The 21,062-nt window shown below is 68.5% G+C and carries 20 protein-coding genes and 1 tRNA gene; 10 read left to right on the top strand and 11 right to left on the bottom strand.

Annotated elements, in window-relative coordinates; all coding sequences use genetic code 11:
* The first annotated feature begins 113 nt into the window (after positions 1–113).
* The gene (locus KCG34_RS03235; RefSeq protein ID WP_211938966.1) at positions 114–1,370 is read left to right on the top strand and encodes an MFS transporter; all 1,257 of its coding nucleotides are present in this window, start codon (positions 114–116) and stop codon (positions 1,368–1,370) included.
* Between the two features lie 263 nt (positions 1,371–1,633).
* Positions 1,634–2,611 carry an NAD(P)H-dependent flavin oxidoreductase gene (locus tag KCG34_RS03230; RefSeq protein WP_211938965.1) on the top strand — a complete coding sequence of 326 codons (978 nt, stop codon included), beginning with the start codon at positions 1,634–1,636 and terminating at the stop codon, positions 2,609–2,611.
* Positions 2,612–2,637: 26 nt separating this feature from the next.
* Here KCG34_RS03230 and KCG34_RS03225 read toward each other — a convergent pair whose 3' ends face one another.
* Positions 2,638–3,489: an enoyl-CoA hydratase-related protein gene (locus KCG34_RS03225; RefSeq protein WP_211938964.1), complete on the bottom strand. Its 852-nt coding sequence runs from the start codon at positions 3,487–3,489 to the stop codon at positions 2,638–2,640.
* Positions 3,490–3,666: 177 nt separating this feature from the next.
* Here KCG34_RS03225 and KCG34_RS03220 point away from each other — a divergent pair, with 177 nt between their 5' ends.
* Complete coding sequence (locus tag KCG34_RS03220; RefSeq protein ID WP_211938963.1) at positions 3,667–4,461, top strand: enoyl-CoA hydratase/isomerase family protein; 795 nt, start codon at positions 3,667–3,669, stop codon at positions 4,459–4,461.
* 265 nt (positions 4,462–4,726) lie between these two features.
* Here the strand turns inward: KCG34_RS03220 and KCG34_RS03215 are convergent, their stop codons facing one another.
* The 6 genes from KCG34_RS03215 to tmk all read right to left on the bottom strand — a co-directional run bounded on the left by KCG34_RS03215 (position 4,727) and on the right by tmk (position 9,349).
* Entirely contained in the window at positions 4,727–5,644 is a 918-nt protein-coding gene (locus KCG34_RS03215) for a hypothetical protein (RefSeq protein ID WP_211938962.1), read from the bottom strand.
* Between the two features lie 288 nt (positions 5,645–5,932).
* Positions 5,933–6,073: a hypothetical protein gene (locus KCG34_RS25770; protein ID WP_249138197.1), complete on the bottom strand. Its 141-nt coding sequence runs from the start codon at positions 6,071–6,073 to the stop codon at positions 5,933–5,935.
* A 24-nt stretch (positions 6,074–6,097) separates the two neighbouring features.
* A complete protein-coding gene (locus KCG34_RS03205) occupies positions 6,098–6,916 on the bottom strand; it encodes an MBL fold metallo-hydrolase (protein WP_211938961.1) in 819 nt (272 codons plus the stop codon).
* Positions 6,913–7,707 (bottom strand): TatD family hydrolase, encoded by a 795-nt coding sequence (locus KCG34_RS03200; protein ID WP_211938960.1) that lies wholly within the window; start codon positions 7,705–7,707, stop codon positions 6,913–6,915. Before KCG34_RS03200 ends, KCG34_RS03205 begins: the two co-directional genes overlap by 4 nt.
* Before the next feature lie 11 nt (positions 7,708–7,718).
* Positions 7,719–8,729: a DNA polymerase III subunit delta' gene (locus KCG34_RS03195; protein ID WP_211938959.1), complete on the bottom strand. Its 1,011-nt coding sequence runs from the start codon at positions 8,727–8,729 to the stop codon at positions 7,719–7,721.
* Complete coding sequence (tmk, locus tag KCG34_RS03190; protein WP_211938958.1) at positions 8,726–9,349, bottom strand: dTMP kinase; 624 nt, start codon at positions 9,347–9,349, stop codon at positions 8,726–8,728. The genes KCG34_RS03195 and tmk overlap by 4 nt, the downstream gene beginning before the upstream one ends.
* 138 nt (positions 9,350–9,487) lie before the next feature.
* Here tmk and KCG34_RS03185 point away from each other — a divergent pair, with 138 nt between their 5' ends.
* Positions 9,488–11,611, top strand: a complete 2,124-nt coding sequence (locus KCG34_RS03185; RefSeq protein ID WP_211938957.1) for a S9 family peptidase — start codon at positions 9,488–9,490, stop codon at positions 11,609–11,611.
* 180 nt (positions 11,612–11,791) lie between these two features.
* On the opposite strand, the gene KCG34_RS03180 is transcribed toward KCG34_RS03185, so the two are convergent.
* A complete protein-coding gene (locus KCG34_RS03180; RefSeq protein WP_211938956.1) occupies positions 11,792–13,015 on the bottom strand; it encodes a septal ring lytic transglycosylase RlpA family protein in 1,224 nt (407 codons plus the stop codon).
* Positions 13,016–13,113: 98 nt separating this feature from the next.
* Positions 13,114–13,956: an acid phosphatase gene (locus KCG34_RS03175; protein WP_211938955.1), complete on the bottom strand. Its 843-nt coding sequence runs from the start codon at positions 13,954–13,956 to the stop codon at positions 13,114–13,116.
* A gap of 136 nt (positions 13,957–14,092) precedes the next feature.
* Here KCG34_RS03175 and KCG34_RS03170 point away from each other — a divergent pair.
* The 4 genes from KCG34_RS03170 (at position 14,093) to KCG34_RS03155 (ending at position 16,502) form a co-directional block, all read left to right on the top strand.
* Positions 14,093–14,182, top strand: a tRNA-Ser gene (locus tag KCG34_RS03170).
* A 140-nt stretch (positions 14,183–14,322) separates the two neighbouring features.
* The gene (locus KCG34_RS03165) at positions 14,323–14,700 is read left to right on the top strand and encodes a Rap1a/Tai family immunity protein (protein ID WP_211938954.1); all 378 of its coding nucleotides are present in this window, start codon (positions 14,323–14,325) and stop codon (positions 14,698–14,700) included.
* A gap of 305 nt (positions 14,701–15,005) precedes the next feature.
* Positions 15,006–15,539: a hypothetical protein gene (locus tag KCG34_RS03160; RefSeq protein ID WP_211938953.1), complete on the top strand. Its 534-nt coding sequence runs from the start codon at positions 15,006–15,008 to the stop codon at positions 15,537–15,539.
* A gap of 129 nt (positions 15,540–15,668) precedes the next feature.
* Positions 15,669–16,502 (top strand): OmpA family protein, encoded by an 834-nt coding sequence (locus KCG34_RS03155; RefSeq protein ID WP_211938952.1) that lies wholly within the window; start codon positions 15,669–15,671, stop codon positions 16,500–16,502.
* A gap of 165 nt (positions 16,503–16,667) precedes the next feature.
* Here KCG34_RS03155 and KCG34_RS03150 read toward each other — a convergent pair whose 3' ends face one another.
* Entirely contained in the window at positions 16,668–17,129 is a 462-nt protein-coding gene (locus tag KCG34_RS03150; RefSeq protein ID WP_211938951.1) for an RrF2 family transcriptional regulator, read from the bottom strand.
* A gap of 172 nt (positions 17,130–17,301) precedes the next feature.
* On the opposite strand from KCG34_RS03150, the gene KCG34_RS03145 reads away from it, so the two are divergent.
* Entirely contained in the window at positions 17,302–17,961 is a 660-nt protein-coding gene (locus KCG34_RS03145) for a peroxiredoxin (RefSeq protein WP_211938950.1), read from the top strand.
* Positions 17,962–18,019: 58 nt separating this feature from the next.
* Here KCG34_RS03145 and KCG34_RS03140 read toward each other — a convergent pair whose 3' ends face one another.
* Complete coding sequence (locus tag KCG34_RS03140; RefSeq protein ID WP_211938949.1) at positions 18,020–18,589, bottom strand: lipid-binding SYLF domain-containing protein; 570 nt, start codon at positions 18,587–18,589, stop codon at positions 18,020–18,022.
* Between the two features lie 494 nt (positions 18,590–19,083).
* Between KCG34_RS03140 and KCG34_RS03135 the strand changes: the two genes are divergently transcribed.
* Positions 19,084–20,793: a serine aminopeptidase domain-containing protein gene (locus tag KCG34_RS03135; RefSeq protein WP_211938948.1), complete on the top strand. Its 1,710-nt coding sequence runs from the start codon at positions 19,084–19,086 to the stop codon at positions 20,791–20,793.
* The last annotated feature ends 269 nt before the right edge of the window (positions 20,794–21,062 follow it).

The following is a 21,062-nucleotide window of genomic DNA, read 5'->3' as shown; positions in this document are numbered from 1 at the left end:
AGATCCCGGTTACGAGTCGCCCCGCGGCCCTCTAGGATCACTGCAGGCCATTGCGACCCAGGGGGCAGGCGAAAACGCCGCCGCCGGAGCCGGGCCTTGTGAGGGGAGGGGGCATGGCCGTTGTGCACGAGGTGCGCGAGCCGGCGCCGGTTGGCGCGGGCTTCATCGCGGGCCTGACCCTGGCCCAGATCGGCGCCTACATCAGCTTCGTACCGCTGCTGCAGGTGCTGTTGCCGCTGAAGGCGGCGATGATCGATCCGGCGCACAAGGCCGTCACCTTGGCCAACATCACCCTGTGGGGCGCGGTCGCGGCCGGTTTCGCCAACCTGATCGCCGGCGCGATCAGCGACCGGACCACATCCCGGTTCGGCCGCCGCCGCCCCTGGCTGCTGGCGGGGGTGGCGGGCACCTTGCTGTCCTATGTGATGATCCGCCTGGCCGGCTCGGTGGCGGGATTGCTGATCGGGATCGTGTTTTTCCAGATCGTGTTCAACTTCCTGTTTGCGGCCCTCCTGGCCCTGGTCGTCGACCGGGTGCCGAACCAGCAGCGGGGCGTAGTCTCGGCGTTGCTGGGCTTGGGATATCCGCTGGGGAACGTCGGCGGCGTAACCCTGATCGGCGGCCTGATCGGCAGCGAGGCGGCCCGCTATCTCGCGCTCGGCCTCATCGTGCTGGCCGCGGTCGCGCCGTTCGCCCTGGCCCTGCGCGATGTCCCGATCACAGCGGCGCAAAAGCCCAGGGGGCGCCTGCCGATCTTCTCGCCCGATTTCTGGGTCGATCCGCGCAAACATCCGGACTTCGGTTTCGCCTGGGGCGGACGGTTCCTGGTGCTGACCGGCTTCAGCCTGGTGCAGAGCTACATGCTCTATTATCTGCTGGACGTGGTTCGCTATCCGACCCTGTTTCCGGGCGCGCGGGCGGAGCAGGGGCTGGCCGTGCTGACGGCGATCGCGGCGGTGTTCAATGTCATCTTCGCCCTGATCGGCGGCCTTCTGTCCGACAAGGTCCGGCGGCGGAAGCCGTTCGTCATCCTGGGGGCCCTGGTCTTGGCCGGGGCCACCGCAAGCTTCGCCCTGGCCCCGAGCTGGCCGGCCCTGATGATCGCCTACGCCTTCCACGGCGTTGGCACCGGAGTCTACTTCGCGGTCGACATCGCCCTGGTGACCCAGGTGCTGCCCTCGGCCAGGGACGCGGGCAAGGACCTGGGCATCGTCAATCTGTCCAACACCGTGCCGCAGATTCTGGCCCCCGTGCTGGCCGTCGGCCTTCTGGGCGCGGCCCATGCGGATTTTCGCACCTTGTTTCTGCTGGCCGCCGCGGTCTGTGTCGGCGGGGCCGTGATGGTGGCGCCCATTCGCAGCGTGCGTTGAGGCCGCGCCATTCACCGCAGAACCATCCTCCATTCAGGGCGCAGGGCTTCGCCTGCTCAGGCGCAAGAATGACAACAAATGACAGCGCTGTCTAACGGAGATTGCGCCGGTGAGGTCCGGTTGCCCTAGGGGCGTCGGCTTGCGTGGTTCTGATCCGCCGAGATATGGCTTTTCAGCCATCGGCCAAAGGCGGCCGGCGGGCAGGGGACGGCGAACGGCCCAAGACCACCGAGTGTGGCGGGGCGAACAGGGGACGGCAGGCCATGATCAAGACTCGCATCACCGAGATGTTCGGCGTCGAGACCCCGCTGGTGATGGGCGGTATGACGGGCGTGGGCGTGGGCCCGCTGGTCGCCGCCGTGGCCAACGCCGGCGCCCTGGGCTTCATCACCGCCCACATGTTCCCCTCGGCCGAGGCGCTCGAGGCGGAGATCAAGCGCACGCGCGACGCCACCGACAAGCCGTTCGGCGTCAACTTGACCATCCTGCCGTCGCTGAACCCGATCCCCTACGACGAATACCGCCGGGCGATCATCGAAAGCGGGATCAAGATCGTCGAGACCGCCGGCCGCAACCCGGTCGACCATCTGCCTGACTTCAAGGCCAATGGGGTCAGGGTGATCCACAAATGCACCTCGGTCCGCCACTCGGTCAGCGCCGCCAATCTGGGCGTGGACGTGATCAGCATCGACGGCTTCGAGTGCGCCGGCCACCCGGGCGAGGACGACATCGGCCTGATCGTCCTGTTGCCGGCCACGGTGGACAAGGTCTCGATTCCGGTGATCGCCTCGGGCGGCATGGCCGACGGGCGGAGCCTGGCCGCCGCCCTGGCGCTGGGGGCCGAGGGCGTCAACATGGGCACCCGCTTCATGGCCACCCAGGAAGCCGGCATCCATGAGAACGTGAAGCGCCGCATCGTCGAGAACACCGAGCGGGACACGCTGCTGACCAATCGCACCCTGCGCAACACCGCCCGGGTGGCCAAGAACGCCATCTCGGAGGAGGTGGTCCGCATCCAGCAGGATGTGACCAAGACCATCGAGGACGTGCGCCATCTGGTGGCCGGCGTGCGCGGTCGCACCAATGTGCTGGAGGCGGGCGACCTGGACGGCGGCATCTGGACCGTCGGCCAGAGCCAGGGCCTGATCCACGACATCCCGACCTGCGCCGAGCTGGTGAAGAACATCATGCGCCAGGCGGAAGATGTGTTGCAGCGGGATGCGCGCCGCATCGTCGCCTGAGCGGGATCAGCCGGCGGCGAGCGGCCTCACCACCACGGGTAGGCGGACGGCATGTCCGTGGAGACCCGCCCCGGAAACTGGGGCGGGCGCTTTTCCAGAAAGGCGCTGACGCCCTCGCGCACGTCGCCGCCCTGGCCCAGGGTCATGGCGAAGCCGCCGTCCAGCTTCAGGAGTTCGGCGGGGGAGGTGGCGGGGCCGAAGCGCCACAGCATCTGCCGCGTCAGGGCCAGGGAGACCGGCGCGCAGTTTTCGGCGATCTCGAGGGCGATCGCCTTGGCGCGGGGCAGCAAGGCCTCAGGCTCGACGACTTCGCTGACCAGGCCGCCGGCCAACGCTTCCTGGGCGTCGAAGATCCGCCCGGTCAGGCACCAGCGCAGGGCCTGGGACAGGCCGACGAGCTGGGGCAGGAACCAGGCGCTGCCAGCCTCGGGCACAAGGCCGCGCCGGGCGAAGATGAAGCCGAAGCGGGCGCTGGACGAGGCGATCTTGATGTCGGTGGGCAGGGCCAGGGTCACGCCGACCCCGACCGCCGGGCCGTTGAAGGCTGCGATGATCGGCTTCTCGCACTCGAACAGCGCCTGGACGAAGCCGCCGCCGGGCGCCCGATCGCCCCCCGCGCCGAAGTTCTTGCCGCCGGCCCCGCCTGCGGTGGTGTCGAAGCTGTCCGCCCCCGCCGAAATGTCGGCCCCAGCGCAGAAGCCGCGGCCGGCGCCGGTCAGGATCACGGCGCGCACCGCATCGTCCCGGCTGGCCTGGTTGACGGCCTGGGCCAGTTCCGCGCCCATGCGGGCGGTGTAGGCGTTCAGCTTCTCCGGCCGATTGAGGGTGATCATCGCCACGGGGCCATCGACCACATAGAGGATCTCGAAAAATTCCATCTGGGGGCTCCCGGAGTTGGTCAGAGGCGGGGCAGGGGCGTCACCGCACGGCCGGGCGTCCTTCCCTGCGATCGCTTGCCGGCTTGGTTATTGGCGATAAGCTATAATGCCAGATCAAGAAGTCAAAGGCGGCCGACGGATTGTCCGAAAGCGGGCGCAGGGCAGGAAAAAGCTCCGATGAGCACCGAAGACACCGTCCTCTACGAGGTTCGCGATCACGTCGCGACCATCACCCTGAACCGGCCGGATCGGCGCAACGCCCTGACGTACCAGGCCTATGACGCGCTGGAGGCGGCCTTCCGGCGGGTTGTGGCCGATCCCGAGGCGCGCTGCGTGATCGTCACCGGCGCCGACCCGGCGTTCTGCTCAGGCGACGACGTGCGCGAGATCATGGCGGGCCCCAAGGCCTTCGCGGCCACGACGGCCCCGGTGGTGCGCCATCGGCCGACGCCGGCCGCCATGGCGGCGCTGGAATGCGACAAGCCGGTGATCGCCGCGATCAATGGCGCAGCGGTCGGCTGGGGCATGGAGCTTGCCCTCTATGCCGACATCCGCATCGCCTCCGACCGCGCTCGTTTCGCCGAGCTGTTCATCAAGCGCGGCCTGGTCTGCGATGTGGGCGGCTTCTATCGCCTTCCGCAGATCGTCGGGCCGGCCAAGGCGGCGGAGCTGCTGTTCAGCGGCGAGGTGATCGACGCCGCCGAGGCCCTGCGCATCGGTCTGGTCACCGAGGTCACGCCGCACGAGGCCCTGATGGACCGCGCCCGGGCCATGGCGGCCAAGATCGCCGCCAATCCGCCGCTGGCCCTGCGCTATATGAAGGAGGGGCTGCGCCGCGCGACCTATGGCGACCCGCGCGAGATCGGCGCCTGGGCGATCGAGACCATCCGCCGGCTTATGCAGACCGAGGACCATAAAGAGGGCGTTGCCGCTTTCCTCGAAAAGCGCGAGCCGGCGTTCAAGGGGCGCTGAGGGCGGGTTACCTGCAACCGCCATAGTCAAAGCGCAAGGGCGGGTGCGTCGCTACAAATAATGTCTACGCCGGTTAGAGATGTCGCGCTGGGCGCCAGATAGAAATGTCACCAGCGGGTAGGTGAGGGGAGCGGGCGCGGAGCCCTTCAACCGCGCAGAGCCCGACCGCTGCCCTCCGCACCAGCCGTTCAACTGCGTCCTTTGTTTTCCGAGTGCGCCGTCAGGCGCGCGAGGCACGTAGGACCTCGGGTGACGTCGGTGACGCCTACCAATCGCGCCAAGCGTCGATCTCTTCGACGAGGTTCTTCTGGCGGGCAACATGGGCCATCTCTTCCAGAACAGCAAAGATGTCCTCTCGCTCTTCCGTCTCGATGACACCGCCAGCACTTTCGTCCGCCGCGTTGAACCATTCGACGCAGCTCTTCAGCGCCGCGCGCACGTCAGCCTTTTTGGGTTTCGCGCCAAGAGCTTCGAGCTTCTTGCAGGTCGCGTGTATAACTTCGCGAGCTTCAGCGGTGAATTCGGCTGGTGGGAAAGGTGGCGACGGGGTCCATCGTTGGAAAGGCGTTTCAGCCAGCAGCTGGTCCCAAGTAAGCTTACTCAATCGCTCCCGATATCGCTTCTCCTGGGCCGCGCGTTGTTCGGCCGCCTTGGCTTGCTGACGCTCAATTTCTTCCGAGAATGCCTCCCGGTCGTGTGTCCAACGCCATTCACCTTCAGCAGCATGGTTCGCTGCCCACATGCCGGCGGTTCGGCTCCCAACGGCACGGCCCAAAATCTGCTCCGCGAGTGACTTGTGCTCGGATGAAACTTTTATCGCTCCCAGAAGGGTGAGTTGATCGAGGCCTGATGGTGACCAACCATCGGCAATAATGCCGAAAACTGCCAATCGCCCGGTGAATGCAAAGCGGTGCTCTCTGAGGATCGATGACCTTCCGACCTCTTGGAGCGATGGCAAGCTGTTCCAGATGCCGTCCGATACAGCCACAACGACCAATGCTTCGTTCTTCCCGAGGACCTTAACAGCTGCCCATCTTCCAGTCTCCGGCGCACCAAACTCGTTCGTCGGCATAGTATGAAAGGCATAGATATTTCCGGCTACAGGCCCCGCGTCATCCAGTGAGCCATGCGTGGCAGCTTCTTCTCTTGCCGCTGGTCGCCGACCGAAAAGCTTTGAAAACATCGCGCACCCCTGAGTGGTGCACGTTGCCAGAACCTACCGGGGCCGACTACGGGGCAGTTTACCAGGGAGCGTAGCTTTCCGTCGGCGCGAAAGATCAGCCGACGCTGAACATGTGCTTGGTCTGATCGCGCCGCTTCGGACCCTTGCTGGTGCGCATTCCGGGCGCCGGGTTTGCTGATTCTCGCGGATCAGCGTGAGCAGGCCGCCGAGGCGCTTGTTCTTGAGCACGGCCGTCTCGGTGACGCGCCTCAGCTTGTCGGAGGTGCGGTAGGGCATGCTGCGGCCCTTTTAGCGGACCTCCAGCCGGCCATCGGGGAAATCCACGACCTCGACCCGCCGGCCGATCGCGGCCTGGGCGAACTCGGACGGTTCGATCATGAAAAGGATGTTGTCGTACTGGAGGGTGAGCGACTGCGACAGCGTCCGCACTAAATGGCTACACAAAAATATCGTCTAAGATAGATTATCAGAAATTATCACCATGCCGTCGAACGCCGGTTCGACCCCTTTGGGCAAAATTGCGTTCAAGGCTTTGAAATCCAGGTCGATATGCATGTTGGTCAGGATCGCCCTTTCGGGTCGGACCTTGGCGATCCATTCCAGCGTCATCTCCAGATGCGCGTGCGTCGGGTGCGGCCTGTAGCGCAAGGCGTCGACGATCCAGACCCTCACGCCGGCCAAGGCCTCGAACGCGCTGGGCGGCAGACCGACCACGTCGCTGGAATACGCCACGTCGCCGAACCGGTAGCCCACCGAGCGCATGCCGCCGTGGTCCTGGTCGAACGTGACCACCGGAATGGCGCCCGACGGCCCGCCTATGCTCCAGGCCTCGCCGTGCGGCGGTATCAGCCTGTCGTCGCATATCGCCGGATAGCCGGCGTCGCCGCGGAACACATAGCGGAACCGGCTGATCATGGTGTCGCTGGTGGCCTGGTCCATGTGCACCGGGATCCGCCGCATGGCCCTGAGCGCAAAGGCGCGCACGTCGTCTATGCCGTGGCTCTGGTCGGCGTGGTCGTGGGTCAGCAGCACCGCGTCCATGCGCTTGGCCCCGGCGGCCGCTGTCTGGCTGCGCAGGTCCGGCGAAGTGTCCACCAGCGCCGTGGTCCAATGCTCCGGCCCCTCGGCCGAGCGCCGGCGCACCAGCATCGAGCAGCGCGAACGCTGGTTGCGCGGATCGGTGGGATCGCAGGCGCCCCAGTCGCCGTCGGCCCGCGGCACGCCGCCGGACGAGCCGCAGCCGAGGATGGTGAATTCCAGGGGGCCGCTCATGGGCGCGCCTCCGCCGGCGTCGGAATCCGGTCGAACAGCGCAAAGAACGCCGCCTCGGTGCGCGCCTCGGCTTCGTTGAGGCTCCAGCCGCGCAATTCCGCCAGCTTGGCCAGGATATGCGGCAGATAGGCTGGCTCGTTGCGCCGGCCGCGCATGGGAACCGGAGCCAGGTACGGGCAATCGGTCTCGACGATGATGCGGTCGGCGGGCATGTCGCGGATCACGGCGCGGACCTCCTCGGCCGCCTTGAAGGTGGCGATGCCGGACACCGAGAACCAGGCGCCCAGGGCCGCCGCGCGGCGGGCCAGCTCAGGCCCGCTGGTGTAGCAATGCAGCAGGAGCTTGAACGGCCCACGGGCGTGTTCGGCTTCCAGGATGTCGGCCATGACCTCGTCGGCGTCGCGGCTGTGCACCACCAGCGGCAGGCCGGTCTCGCGCGCCGCTGCGATATGGGCCCGGAACACTTGGGCCTGCACATCGCGCGGGCTGAGGTCGTAGTAGAAGTCGAGCCCGGTCTCGCCGATCCCGACCACGCGGGGATGGCTGGCGAGCTGGATCAGGGTTTCGGCCTTAAGATCCGGATCTTCCTTGGCTTCGTGCGGATGGGTTCCGACCGTGCACCAGATGTCGGCGTGGGCCTCGGCGATGGCCTTGACCGCGGGAAACGACGAGACCTTGTCGCTGATGGTGACCATCAGGCCGACGCCGGCGGCGCGCGCCCGGGCGATCACCTCGGCCTGGTCCTCGGCGAACTGCGGGGCATGCAGGTTGACGTGGCTGTCGATCAGCATGTCGAAATCCGTCAGAAACTGGCCCGCGCGGCGGCGCGAAGCTCGGCCATGGCGGTCCAGAAAGCGTCGGTTCTGTCTAGGTTTACCGCCTCGACCTCGCGCGGGATGCGAATCAGCCGATCCCAGACCTGGTACCAGCGGTCCGAGGGCGTGGCCCCCTGCTCCGCGCTGGCCAGGGCCCGCTCGCGCACCCGCTCGGCCAGGCGCTCGAACAGTAGCTCGAAGCGGGCCGCACCCTCGGGGCCACGGAAGCCGTCGGTGACGGTGAGCATGGGAACCGGATCGACCTCCGGCAGGCGCTGCAGGATCTCGGCCGCCAGCCGGTCGACCTCGACCGCCGAGGCGCCGGCGAGTTGCAGCGCCCGGCCCGGCGCCCCATGGGCTATGGCCGCCAGCCGGCGCGCGTCGTCCGTGGTTACATCCAGCCGCTGTTGGAGGAAGTCGGCCGCGTCGTCCTCCGCCCAGGCTTCGAAGCGCAGTCGCCGGCAACGGGAGCGGATGGTGGGCAGGAGCCCGCCCGGCGAATGCGACACCAGGAACAACACGCCACGTTCAGGCGGTTCCTCAAGAGTTTTCAATAAGGCGTTGGCGGCGTTGGTGTTCATGTCATCGACGGCGTCGATGATCGCCACGCGATAGGGCGAGGCCGCCGGGGCCTTGGAGAAGAACTCGGGCAGGCGGCGGGCGTCGTCCACCGGAATCACCTTGCGCGGCTTGCCGTCCTCCCCCACCCGCTCCAGCACCATCAGGTCGGGGTGCGAGCGCGCCGAAATCTGCCGGCTGACGAAATCCTCGGGCGCGGCGCCTAGCAGGCCATAGGCGGGGTCGGGCCGGGCCCCCATCAGCCGGCGGGCGGCGCGGTAGGCGAAGGTGGCCTTGCCGACGCCTTCCGGCCCGCAGAGCAGCCAGGCGTGGTGCAGCCGCCCGCGCTCCAGCGCGCCGAGGAAGGCTTCCTCTACCGCCTGACCGCCGTGGAAATCGAACACGTCGCGGGGATGGGCGATATCGATGTCGTCGCTCATGCCAGCCGCGCCTCGACCGCGCGCCAGATGCGCGCCTCGACCTCGTCAATGCCGGCGTCGGCGTCGATCAGCACGCAGCGCGCCGGCTCAGCCTCGGCTATGGCCAGGAAGGCTGCGCGCAGGCGCTGGTGAAAGGCCAAGCCCTTGGCCTCAAAGCGCGCCTCGCCCTCGCCTCGGGCGGCGGCGCGGGCCAGGCCCGTCTCCACCGGCATGTCCAGGATCAGGGTCAGGTCGGGGCGGACATCGCCGACCACATCGCGCTCGAGCGCGGCGATCAGCGCGGCCGGGGCCGAGCCGCCCGCGCCCTGATAGGCGCGCGTGGAATCGAAGAAGCGGTCGCACAGCACGATCGCGCCGCGCGCCAGGGCCGGCTCTATGGTCCGCTCGATGTGGTCGCGGCGGGCGGCGTACATCAGAAGAGTCTCGCTGATCGGGCTCCAGCGATCGACCGCGCCGGTGACCAGCAGCGCGCGGATCGCCTCGGCGCCGGGCGAGCCGCCGGGCTCGCGCGTCACCACCACCTCGCCGCGCGGCTTCAGCCGGTCGGCCAGGCGTTTCAGCTGGGTGGACTTGCCGGCCCCCTCCCCGCCTTCCAAGCTTATGAACAGACCGCGCCTCACGGCTCTCACATTGTCCGGTTCGCGCCTCGGCGCAAGGCCCGCTCGGCCGCGGCCGTTGACCGCTCCTGCAACCGCACGTATCCGAAGCTCACACGAGGCGCGCCAGACGCCTTTGAAGGCGGCCAATTGGGGGCGGACATGCGGACATTGATGGCGACCTGCGCGGCGGCGGCCCTTGCCCTGGCGGCCGGATCGGGCGCGGCGAGCGCGGCCGATTTCACCATGCCCCAGGCCCTGTCCTATCCGTTCGTGAACGAGCTGGCCGCCGCGGCCAAGGCCGACCGCATCGCCTGGGTGCGCAATGTGAAGGGCGTGCGCAATGTCTGGGTCGCCGAGGGGCCCGCCTATGCGCCGCGCCAGGTGTCCCAGTTCACCGAAGACGACGGCCAGGAGCTGACCCAGCTGACCTTCTCGCCCGATGGCAAGCTGCTGGTGTTCGTCCGCGGCGGCGACCATGACGAGAACTGGCCAGCAAAGGGCGACCTGCAGCCGAACCCGAACTCCAGCCCGACCGAGCCCAAGATCACCCTGTGGGCCGCCGACCCGACCGGCGCCAAGCCGGCGCAGAAGCTGGTCGAGGGCGACGCCCCGGCCATCTCGCCCAAGGGGGTGCTGGCCTATGTCAAGGACGGCCAGGTCTGGACCGCGGCCCTGGACGGCAAGGACGGCCACCGGCTGTTCTTCGATCGCGGCAAGGACGGGGCGCTGGCCTGGTCGCCGGACGGGTCGCGCCTGGCCTTCGTGTCGAACCGCGAGGATCATGCGTTCATCGGCGTCTATGCCGACAATGACCATCCGATCGCCTGGATGGCGCCCTCCACCGGCGCCGACGGCGCGCCGGTCTGGTCGCCCGACGGCCAGCACATCGCCTTCACCCGCCAGCCCGGCGATGGCGGCGCGCCCCAGCCGCTGCTGAAGAACAGCCCGCATCCCTGGTCGATCTGGACCGCGGACCTCGCCACCGGCCAGGGCCGCGCGCTCTGGCGCAGCGACAAGACGCTGCGCGCCTCCTATCCCGACGTCGCGGGCGAAGCCAACCTACACTGGGCGGCGGAGGGCCAGCTAACCTTCCTGTCGCTGCAGGACAACTGGCCCCACCTCTACGCCGTGCCTGCGGCCGGCGGCGCGGCGCGGCTTCTGACGCCCGGCGCGTTCATGGTCGAGCATGTGGCGCTGAGTCAGGACGGCAAGGCGCTGGTCTATTCGGCCAATACGGGCTCCGCGAAGGACGACGACGACCGCCGCCACCTGTTCCGCGTGTCCGTCGCGGGCGGCGCGCCGACGGCGCTGACCTCGGGCGAGGGCCTGGAGTGGAGGCCGGTCGCGACCTCCGCCGGCGCTGCCTTCATCAGCGCCGGCCCGCGCCAGGCGCCGGCGGTCGAGGTCGTCGACGACAAGGGATCGGGCCGCCGGCTGCTGGACAGCCAGGCCGCGCCCGCCGATTTCGCCGGCCCGGCGTTCGTGGTTCCGCGCCAGGTCAGCTTCACCGCGCCCGACGGCCTGACCATCCACGGCCAACTGTTCGAGGCCCCCGGCGGCGCGGCGAAGAAGCCGGGCGTGATCTTCGTCCACGGCGGGCCGCCGCGGCAGATGATGCTGGGCTGGTCCTATATGGACTACTATTCCAACGCCTATGCCGTGAACCAGTACCTGGCCGCGCACGGCTTTGTGGTGCTGTCGGTCAACTACCGGCTGGGCATCGGCTATGGCTACGACTTCCAGCATCCGGAGGGCTGGGGCCCGACCGGGGCGGCCGAGTACCAGGACGTGGTGGCCGGCGCCCGGTTCCTGCAGGCGCGCGGCGAGGTCGATCCGGCGAAAATCGGCATCTGGGGCGGCTCGTACGGCGGCTATCTGACGGGCCTGGCCCTGGCCCGCAATTCCGACCTGTTCAAGGCCGGGGTCGACCTGCACGGGGTGCACGACTGGTCGCGCGACGTGGCCGAGGAACTGGGGCCGCCGCTGGGCCGCTACGAGCAGGGCGATCGGGCCGAGGCCATCGCCCTGGCCTTCAAGTCGTCACCCGACGCCGACGTGGACCATTGGACCTCGCCGGTGCTGCTGATCCAGGGCGACGACGACCGCAATGTCCGCTTCAACCAGACCATCGACCTGGCCCGGCGGCTGGATGCGCGGGGCGCGCCTTACGAGGAGCTGGTGCTGCCGGACGAGATCCACGGCTTCCTGCGCTACGCCGACTGGCTGAAGGCCGACCAGGCCACCGCCGAGTTCCTGGCGCGCAAGCTGGGCGCTGGCGGCTAGATCGTATCGCCCCGTCTTTCGATCGCTCTTCTCAGCCGCTCATCCCGGCGAATGCCGGGACCCAGATCGTAAGGCTGGGTCAGTGGATGTTGAGCCTGAAACAAATCCGACGGACTGAGTTTTGTGATCTGGGTCCCGGCATTCGCCGGGATGAGCGGATTTTTGAGGTCCAGCCGGGCCCTAGTTGCTGGCGATGATCCGGGCGGCCGGGAAGCCCGCCGCGGCGGCTCTGGCCCTTGCGGCCTCGGCAGAGGCGGCGTCTGCATAGCCGGTCATCACCACCCGGTAGAGGGTGACGCCGTTGCGGTCGATCGGCCGGATCGCCACGCCTGAGCCCAGCTGGGCCGCGGCGCGATCGGCGTTGGCCCTGCTGGCGAAGGCGCCGGCCTGGACCACATAGCCGTCGCGGGCCAGGGGAGATGGCGGCGGAACTGGCGCGGGCGAAACCACCCGAGGCGCGGGCGGCGGCGTCAGCGAGGCCATTTCGACGGGCTGGGGCGGCGGCGCACTCACAGCGACCAGGCCCGGCGCCTGGGCGGCGGCGGTGACGGGCGCCAGGGCGGCGCCGCTCAGCGAGACCGAGGGCTCGGCGAAGCGCTCGCGGCTGTTGTTGGTCATGGCCGCCATTTCGGGCGGCGGCGCGGCCGGGGGCGCGCCGACCGGCGTCAGGCTCTGGGCCTGCACCTTGCCCGTGGGGGCCTTGGCCACGGTGGGCAGCGCGTCGTCGGCGTCCTTGTCGCTGGACCGGTAGGCCACCCGGTGGTCCGAGATCAGCTTCGGATCGGTCGAGGCGTACATCATCGGCGTGATGGAGAAAGCCGGCGCCGGGCCGACATAGCGCACCCGGACCCGGGCCAGGCCCTGGCGGCCAAAGCCCAGCTCATCCGCAGCGGCCTTGCTGACGTCCAGCAGGCGCTCGCCCACGAACGGCCCGCGGTCGTTCAGCCGCAGTCTGAGGCTCTTCCCGTTGTCCAGGTTGGTCACCTCGACGATCGACGGCAGCGGCAGTGTCTTGTGCGCCGCCGACAGGGCGTACTGGTCGAAGATCTCGCCGTCGGCGGTGTGCTTGTTGTGAAAGGCCTGGCCGTACCACGAGGCGTAGCCCGTCTCGTCATAGTTCGGCTCGGCATGGGGATAGTACCAGATCCCATTGATCTGATAGGGTTTGTCGGTCCCGTGCAGGCCCTGGCCGCCGAAGCCGCCTGGTCCTTGGCCGCCTTGGCCTTGGCTCCCCTGCCCCGCCGGCGGCCGGGCGCTGGCCTGGGGGCCAGGCGTCACGCCCAGGCCCGGACGCTCGGGCGCGGTGGCGCAGGCGGCAAGGCCGAGGCCGCCCAGGCCCAGCACCAGGCTGACCCTGGCCAGTCGCGCCGATCCCCCGTCCCGTACGCGCCAAACTGTGGCCATGGGTCAAGCTCCCGCCGCGGCCCCGATGGCCGGACTCAGTTTCCCCCTCAAGTTGCCCCACCCCGTTTAGGAATGGGTTAACCAGTCCCTCCCCCAGCTCAGGGCTGAGCGTCGGGCGTCAGGGCCAGGGCGGCGGCCTCGGCTTTGCAGTCGCGGGAGGGAGCCTCGCCGGCGGCGCGAGCGGCGGCGATCTCGGCCCGGGCCGCCTCTAGCTCGGCGCGGAAGGCCGGCTCGTCGTGCAGGCGCGCGACCGTGGCCGCGCCCATGACCGAGCCGGCCTCGGTGTCGCTCAGCCAATGCACGTTGCAGATCACCCGGCTCCGCATGAAGGCCCGGCCGCGGGCCAGAAGCTCGTTCTCGTGGTCCGGCGCCGCCTCGGCCAGCACCAGCGCCCAGGCCCAGCCCAACGCGGCGTGGCCGGAGGGATAGGAGCCGTCGGCGCGCAGGTGGTCAGCCTCCTCGGGGGTGCAGATGTCTCCGCCCCGGGCCATGAACGGCCGCGCCCGGCGGTACTTGTTCTTGGTCGGATAGGTGGACAGCCCCGCATCGCTCAGGGTGCGGCGCAAGAGGGTGTAGAGGTGCGGCGTGGTTTCGGGGCTGATCTTCACCCCCAGCGCGCAGGAAAAGGTGTCGGCCGCCGCGGGAAAGCGCAGCTCGGCGTCCTGCCGCGCCAGGTCCCAGCGCGGGCCGCCCTTCAGCGCCGCCACCGCCTTGGCCTCGGCCTCGTCGCGCGCCTGGGTCGCCGAATCGGCGGCGGGCGCCGGCGGCAGGATGGCCAGGCTGTTCGGCGTCGCCCCCTTGGGCAGATAGCCGGGCAGGAAGCCGGACGGCGGCGCCATGGCCGGCGGGGCGGATTGCGGAGCAGATTGTGCGAACGCGATCGCCCCGCCGCCGACAGCGGCCGCTGCCGCCAAAGCCAGTCCCAGCCCGATCGTGCTCATCGCCCCATTCCTTCTCTCTTGGTCTGGAACGCTGATCCCGCATCCCCGCGCCCGAGGCAAGGCCTGGCGGTCCAGCCCTTGTGAACCGCGCGCCGCCGTGGCAATCGGTCCCCTGCAACCACGCTCCCAGAGCGCCGGACGGGTGGCCGAGTGGTTTAAGGCAGCGGTCTTGAAAACCGCCGTGGGTTCACGCCCACCGTGGGTTCGAATCCCACCCCGTCCGCCATCTCCTGACACTTGGTATCCTGTCCCCCCCAACCCATGAGGCGTGGCCGCGGTTGGGACCGTTCTGGGGCCCGCTTCACCTCTTCGGCGGGCCGCGGTAGATACGGCCGGCCGGCCGATTTCACCGGCGGGGGGCGAACCATGCAACGCGCAAAGCTCATAGCTACAATTGCGGCCTTTGCAGCGCTCGTTGGGAGCCCCTCGTCAGCTAACGAGACTTCCGGCTTGTCCGGCAAAGATCTCTGGACCTATTGCGATACGCCGGAGCAAAGCGCAAATCATTCACTCCGCATTGGATATATTGGTGGATCAATAAATGCTTTGCACATGCTCAGATCAACGCTGAGAATCCCCATATACTGTCCGCCGAACAATATCAACAATCCGCAAGAAGTCGAAATTGCAATTAGCTATATCAAGGACAATCCGACGAAGCGGCAATACTCTGCCGCTTCGTTGATACTTGGATCCTTGAACGAAGCGTTCCCCTGCAATGAAAAGAGCTCCCCCTCAAAATAGGGGCAAAACCTTCACCGCTTGGCCCGTAAGTAGTTCTCCGGTCTCGCAGGTTGGCGGCCTGCGCAACAGGCCCCGAAGCGGTTTGCGCCGGAGGGCGAGGCCAGGCCGCCCTTCGGAAAGCCCCTGGCGCCCACGCCCCACCCGGTGTTCGCGCGCGAGCTCCACCTTGACAGTCGACCACAAAAATGTTCTTATTTTGTTCCATGTCAACGTCGCCGCCCAGCCCCTCTCCCCAGCCCCCCGAAAGCGCCAGCGATCGGGCGTTGCGGCATGGGGCTATACTGCGGGAGCTGGGCGAAATCGGGATGCGGGTGGCGCGGGCCATGGGCGAGCGGACGGCGGTGGCGGCGGAGGAGGCCGAGGTTTCGCCGGCCGAGGCGGCTCAGGCGGCCTCAGGCTTCGCCCGGGTGGCGCGGGCGGTGCGCCAGACCCTGGCGCTGGAGGCTAGGCTGGCCGAAGGGGCGCCGCCGCGCGGGGGCTGGCGTCAGGCGCGGGCGCCTCGGGCGGGGGTTGCGGCGCGATCAGGTGATGACGACCGGCTGGATGACGAGCCGGACGATGAGGATCTGCGGGAAGAACGCGAATGGCTGGGCGATCCGGACGAGGATCTGTTCGCCGGCCTGGACCTGGAGGCGGGGGTCGAAGCCCTGACCGCCGCGGTTCGGCGGCAGGCGGCCGAGACGGCGGCGGTGTTGCGAAAGGGTTTGGGTACGGCCGGGGCAGTGGCGAAATCGCCTGAAGCCAGGTCAATTGGGACTAGTGAGCGCCGGGCCGTGTCGCCGCCTGAGTGGCCGCCGGTTCCGGCTTTCCGAGCTCGGGCGGCCCGGGGGCCGCCTTAGGCTTTTCTGGCCCGACGGCCCCCAAAACATGGTTCACACGCCGTTCACCTTGAAAGGATCACAGGTCTTGTCAGGCGCCCGTGGCCGGACGGGACGGTCGCGTGCTGCGCCTGGACCTGGATGTTCGAGATGAGCAGGACAATCAACCTCACCCTGGCGGCCCTGGCCCTCGGCGCCGCCGCGGCGGCTGCGCAGCCCGCGGCCGCTCAAGACCGGCATGGCGGGCATTTCGGCGGCCCTCATGGCGGCGGGGCCTATGCGCCTCATGGCGGTTATCGGGGCGGTTATCAGGGCGGCTATAGAGGCGGCTACTATGGCGGCGGCTATCGCTTCCATGGCGGGTATCCGGGCTGGCGGGGCTATGGCTGGCCCTATGGCTATGGCTGGTACGGCTATGCGCCCTGGGCCTGGTACGCGCCGGCGCCCTATTACGGCTATTACGGCTGGTACGACGACTACGAAGACTATGCGCCGGAGGTCGACTACGGCGCCGAGCCGCCTCCCCCTCCCCCGCCCGCCCAGCCGGCGCCCGAACGCGCCCCGCCCAGGGCCGCCGCGGCGGAGACCAAGTCGTTCGTGCTCTACTTTCCCTTCGACTCGAGCGAGCTGACGGCGGAGGCCAGGCATATCGTCGATGACGCGGCCCGCTATTCGGCTGCGCGCCCGGGCTCGCGGGCGACCATCGTCGGCTATACCGACGCGGCCGGCTCCGAGAGCTACAACCAGGCCCTGTCCGAGCGCCGCTCGCAGGTGGTGCGCGAGGCGCTGCAGGCCGACGGCGTCGCCGGCGAGAGCGTCGATGCGGCCTGGCGCGGCGAGCGCGACCAGGCGGTCAGGACCCCCGACGGCGCGCGCGAGCCGGCCAACCGCCGGGTGACCATAGTGATCAAGTCGGGCTCGGACCGGCTGGCCGGCGGCCGGCCTTATGCGAGCGACGACGAGGTCGACGACGAAGAGAACTGAGGGTTCTCAGCCTTGCTTAAAGGGGAGCGCTCGATCTGGTTTGCGTGGTTCGAGACGCTCGCTGGCGCGAGCCCTCACCATGACTGGATTGGGTGGGCTGCAAAAAACTTCGTCATGGTGAGGCGCGGCCCGTCAGGGGCGCGTCTCGAACCACGCAACGGCGTCTCAGCCCACATCGTCCGGCCCATCCTCCAGCTCCAGCCCCGCCAGGGTCTGGGGGGCGGCCAGGGCGTCGGAGAGGGTGGTGCGGTCCAGCACCTCGGAGACCTCGTTGCGCACCCGGGTCATGATCCGGCGCAGGATGCACAGGGCCTCGTCGCGGCAGTCGTCGCAGCGGCGGTAGAAGTTGCGGCTGGCGCAGGGGATCAGGGCCAGCGGCCCGTCGGTGACGCGGATGATCTCGCCGAAGGTGATCAGGTCCGCCGGCCGGGCCAGGCGATAGCCGCCCAGCTTGCCGCGGGTGCTCTCCACCAGGTTGGCCCGGCGCAGGTCGGCCATGATCGCTTCGAGGAACTTGCGCGGAATGGCCTCGTCGGCGGCGATCAGCGCCACCTGCCTCGACCCCGGCCCGCCCCGCGCCAGATTGATCATCGCCTTCAGAGCGTAGCGGCCGCGCTGCGATAGCATTCCTTCTCCCGCGGAATCGCCCGCGAAACGCGGGATCGTCAAGCCTATCACGGCAGGTCCCGAGCGTGTCGATAGGACGAATCGCGCAGGCGTTGTGGCCAAGGCTGGAAGAGCCGCCAGGTGCGGCGTAATGTCCCGCCGCCAAAAGAGGCGATTGAGCGAGGACAGCAGCATGACCCTGCAACTGAACGATATTGCGCCCGACTTCACGCAGAACACGACCGAGGGCGAAATACGCTTTCATGACTGGCTGGGCGACAGCTGGGGCGTCTTGTTCTCGCATCCCAAGGACTTCACCCCGGTCTGCACGACCGAGCTGGGCGCGGTGGCCAAGCTGAAGCCGGAATTCGACAAGCGGGGCGTCAAGGTGATTGGGCTGTCGGTCGATCCCGTCGACAACCACGCCCGCTGGGCCCAGGACATCGCCGAGACGCAAGGCATGGCGCCCAACTTCCCGATGATCGGCGACACCGACCTGAAGGTCTCCAAGCTCTACGGCATGCTGCCCGCCGACACCGAGGGCGGCTCCGAGGGCCGCACCGCCGCCACCAACGCCACCGTGCGCAATGTGTTCGTGATCGGCCCCGACAAGCGGATCAAGCTGATCATCGTCTATCCGATGACCACGGGGCGCAATTTCGACGAGGTGCTGCGGGTGATCGACTCCATGCAGCTGACCGCCAAGCACAGGGTGGCGACGCCGGTGAACTGGAAGCAGGGCGAGGACGTGATCATCGTGCCCGCGGTCAGCAACGAAGAGGCCAAGGGCCTGTTCCCGCAGGGCTGGACCGAGCACAAGCCCTACCTGCGCACCACCAAGCAGCCGGGCTGACCTTCGGGACGCTTGGCGAGCCCCGGCGCGCCGAGCGGCCGCCGGGGCTTTTTGCGTTTTAGTGCTGCTTGATGCGGCTGATCTTGGTGCCCTCGATGCTGACCCCGCCCATCAGGCCCTGCTGGTTGAAGATGAAGGCGTAGGCGTCGTCCTTGAGCGTCGAGGTCGAGAGGTTCTTGGCTGCGCCCTCGTCCACCACCACCACCGTCGGCCCGACGCCGATCTCCCAGCCGTGGGTCTGGTGGATGTAGCGGATGGCCTTCTCGGACATCAGGAACACCGCGTAGCCATAGGACTGGGCGCCGGCCTGCAGGCCCCACGACCCGGTCACAGAGTTGAAATAGCCGGCCACATGGCCGCCCTCGATCAGCTCGCCCTCGCCGTAGCTGCCGCCGAAGACGAGGCCCGCCTTGACGATGTTCGGGAAGATCAGGACCCCCTTGGCCGCGCGCGACAGCTGTTCGGCCGAGGGGTGCGAGCGGTAGAGCGCCTCCAGGGCCTCGTGGCTCTGCCGGTCGAGATCCTCTGCGCTGGCGGCCTGGGCGACGCCGGCGAAAGCGGTCAGGCCGGCTGGAGCGGCGGCGGCGGCGGCGATGCTCGCCGTCAGGAATCGTCTCGTGAGCTGCATCGGGCTTTCCTGTGTTCGGATCGCCGGCCGGGGTCGACAGGGCCGCCGGGCGCGACGGGCGCCAATCGACTAACGCGCGAGTTCGCCGCGCGATCCAGAGACGTCAGGGCCGCGGCCCGTCCTCAGGCCAAGTATTCGAGCGATACCGTCGACAAGCGCCTCATAAACAAGCTGTACCGTTCCGGAACTTCGACGAGGGCGCCTGCAACTCGCTCGCGTTGATCGGCGCTTTGCAGTGACTTAGGGCGCTGATCTACGGCGATTGATGTTGGGACAAGTAGCCAGCGGGTGGCTTAACATTGTTTACGGACAGGTTCACAGTCCGCGATCAGCGTCGCGTTGCGACTGTGAGCTTTGCTGCTTGTTTGGGGCGCCGGCCTGGATGGGAGGCGATCACATTGGGCGATGATCGCACGAGCTTGGCCGTCGGCGGCGCCGGAAGGCGATCGCGGCCCCTCGCCTTTGCGGGACTCCAGGGCTGGCTCCACGTTCCCTTGGGTGCGCCGCGCGACACAGGACTGGTCGTCATTTCGCCGATCGGCCGCGATGCGCGCTGCGCCTACATGCCGATGCGGCTGATGGCCGAAGCCGTCGCCGACGCCGGCTTTCCGGTGCTGCGCTACGACCACCGGGGTTGTGGCGACTCCCTGGACGTTCCGGATGACGCCGACGCCTATGCCGCCTGGATCGAGGACGTGAAGCACGCCGTCGCCGAACTGCGCCGGCTGACCGGAGTCCGCCGGGTGGTGCTGGGCGGCGTGCGGCTGGGCGCTTCGCTGGCCGCCCTGAGCGCTGGGGAAGCCGACGGGCTGATGCTGCTGGCGCCGGTCCTGAACGGGCGGTCTTGGCTGCGCCGGCTGCGCTTCAGCACAGCGGTCCTGGGCGAACGCTCCGACCCCGACGAATGCGTGTTCGATGCGGGGGAACTGTGCCTTCCGGCTCAGGCTGTCGCCCATATCGGAGAAATCGATCTCGCCGCCTTGCCGACACCGAAGGTCCCGGTGTTCGTCGCCGCCCAGAACAATCTGGTCGGGCGCTACGCAGCCAAACTCGACGCCGCGGGCGCTGTCGTCCGCGCTGAGCCCTTTCCGGGCTTCAAGGCGCTGTTCGCCGAGTCCCACAGCAATCTGCCGCCGATCGCGATGTTCGATCGGGTCTGCGCCTGGTTGGGGGAGACGTTCGCTGGGGATCGCCTAGCGCCGATCGACCTGGACGGCCTTCAGCTGAATGCGGAGGTCCGGCCGCCCGGCGCGATCGAGCAGGTCATCGAGGTCGCCGAGGGCCTTTGGGGGGTGCTGTGCGAGCCCGAGCGGCCGGAGCGCCGCACCCCGATCCTCGTGTTCTGCAGCACCGGAGGCGATCCTCGCAGCGGCGTGGGCGGCTTCGCCACCCGGACGGCGCTGGCTTTGGCCCGGCAGGGGATGGCTTCGCTTCGCTTCGATTATTCCGGCCTCGGCGACAGCCCGGCGCTCGGCGCCGACCTGCGCTGCCATGTGTTCGAGACCCCGCGGGAGGTGGAGATGGACAAGGCGGTCGCTTTCCTCAAGGCCCGCGGCTACGCCGATATCACGCTGTTCGGGGTCTGCGCCGGCGCCTATCACGCTCTGCGGGCCGCATGGCGCAACCCAGACGTAGCCGGCGTTTTCGCCGTCAGCCCGGTCAAGCTGGTCTGGCGCGCGGGCGACACCTTGACCTTCGGCCGCTACAAGAACGGGCGTCCGACCGGCGCCTATCTGAAGGCCCTGGCCGACCCGTCCGCCTGGAGGCAGGCCTTTGTCGACAGAGTGGATCTGCCGGCGGTGCTTTTGACCCTGCTCGGCCGACTGCGCAGCCGCATCGCCGGCTGGGCCACGCGGCATGGCCCCCAGGCGCCTCTGCGCCAGATGGAGCTGTACAGCCGCCGCGGCGGACGGTCCTGCTTCATCATGGGGGTCAATGATGCATCGCTGGAAGAGTTGGGAACCTATTACGGCTCGGGCGGCGCCCGCCTTCGGCGCATGCCCAATACCGTGGTCCAGATCATCCCCCACCTCGACCACGGCCTCGCCTGCAACCTCAGCCGCCGCCTGGCCGCGAGCGCCTTGCTGGCTTGGCTGAATGCGACGCGCGAGAGCGCTTCGACGACCGTGGTCAGCGCCGAAGCCAACCGCGGCCAGCCTCAGGCCAATCTGGCTGTTCGCAGACCTGGCGCGGCGTCGTTCTGATTGAAAAGAAGAGGCCCGGCTGGGCGGCCGGGCCTAGAGGTTTGCGACCGTCGGCGAGGGGGGATGCTGTCGGGTCGCGTTGGAGAAGACAGGAAAGCCGCAAACTGCGGCATGACGCGGGTTCGACCTACTGGCGCCCGGAACTCGCGGCCACGATCGAAAACTAAACCTGTCACCCGGTGGCGCCTTGACCTGCATCAACCCCGCTCGCCGCGCCGCGGGCGGGCCTGCGAGCCTATCGCATCTCCCCTTTCGCCCGCTGCTGGAAC

Origin of the sequence: Phenylobacterium montanum (assembly GCF_018135625.1) — a bacterium.
In the GTDB taxonomy this organism is placed as follows: Bacteria; Pseudomonadota; Alphaproteobacteria; order Caulobacterales; family Caulobacteraceae; genus Poindextera; species Poindextera montana.
The sequence above is the reverse complement of the archived record's forward strand: the minus strand, read 5'-3'. Positions and strand labels throughout refer to the sequence as shown.

Bases quoted from the DNA above. Each gene is read 5' to 3' on its own strand.
- KCG34_RS03235 (WP_211938966.1), top strand. From the start codon at position 114: ATGGCCGTTGTGCACGAGGTGCGCGAGCCGGCGCCGGTTGGCGCGGGC.
- KCG34_RS03230 (WP_211938965.1), top strand. From the start codon at position 1,634: ATGATCAAGACTCGCATCACCGAGATGTTCGGCGTCGAGACCCCGCTG.
- KCG34_RS03225 (WP_211938964.1), bottom strand. From the start codon at position 3,489: ATGGAATTTTTCGAGATCCTCTATGTGGTCGATGGCCCCGTGGCGATG.
- KCG34_RS03220 (WP_211938963.1), top strand. From the start codon at position 3,667: ATGAGCACCGAAGACACCGTCCTCTACGAGGTTCGCGATCACGTCGCG.
- KCG34_RS03215 (WP_211938962.1), bottom strand. From the start codon at position 5,644: ATGTTTTCAAAGCTTTTCGGTCGGCGACCAGCGGCAAGAGAAGAAGCT.
- KCG34_RS03205 (WP_211938961.1), bottom strand. From the start codon at position 6,916: ATGAGCGGCCCCCTGGAATTCACCATCCTCGGCTGCGGCTCGTCCGGC.
- KCG34_RS03200 (WP_211938960.1), bottom strand. From the start codon at position 7,707: ATGCTGATCGACAGCCACGTCAACCTGCATGCCCCGCAGTTCGCCGAG.
- KCG34_RS03195 (WP_211938959.1), bottom strand. From the start codon at position 8,729: ATGAGCGACGACATCGATATCGCCCATCCCCGCGACGTGTTCGATTTC.
- KCG34_RS03185 (WP_211938957.1), top strand. From the start codon at position 9,488: ATGCGGACATTGATGGCGACCTGCGCGGCGGCGGCCCTTGCCCTGGCG.
- KCG34_RS03180 (WP_211938956.1), bottom strand. From the start codon at position 13,015: ATGGCCACAGTTTGGCGCGTACGGGACGGGGGATCGGCGCGACTGGCC.
- KCG34_RS03175 (WP_211938955.1), bottom strand. From the start codon at position 13,956: ATGAGCACGATCGGGCTGGGACTGGCTTTGGCGGCAGCGGCCGCTGTC.
- KCG34_RS03165 (WP_211938954.1), top strand. From the start codon at position 14,323: ATGCAACGCGCAAAGCTCATAGCTACAATTGCGGCCTTTGCAGCGCTC.
- KCG34_RS03160 (WP_211938953.1), top strand. From the start codon at position 15,006: ATGCGGGTGGCGCGGGCCATGGGCGAGCGGACGGCGGTGGCGGCGGAG.
- KCG34_RS03155 (WP_211938952.1), top strand. From the start codon at position 15,669: ATGAGCAGGACAATCAACCTCACCCTGGCGGCCCTGGCCCTCGGCGCC.
- KCG34_RS03150 (WP_211938951.1), bottom strand. From the start codon at position 17,129: ATGCTATCGCAGCGCGGCCGCTACGCTCTGAAGGCGATGATCAATCTG.
- KCG34_RS03145 (WP_211938950.1), top strand. From the start codon at position 17,302: ATGACCCTGCAACTGAACGATATTGCGCCCGACTTCACGCAGAACACG.
- KCG34_RS03140 (WP_211938949.1), bottom strand. From the start codon at position 18,589: ATGCAGCTCACGAGACGATTCCTGACGGCGAGCATCGCCGCCGCCGCC.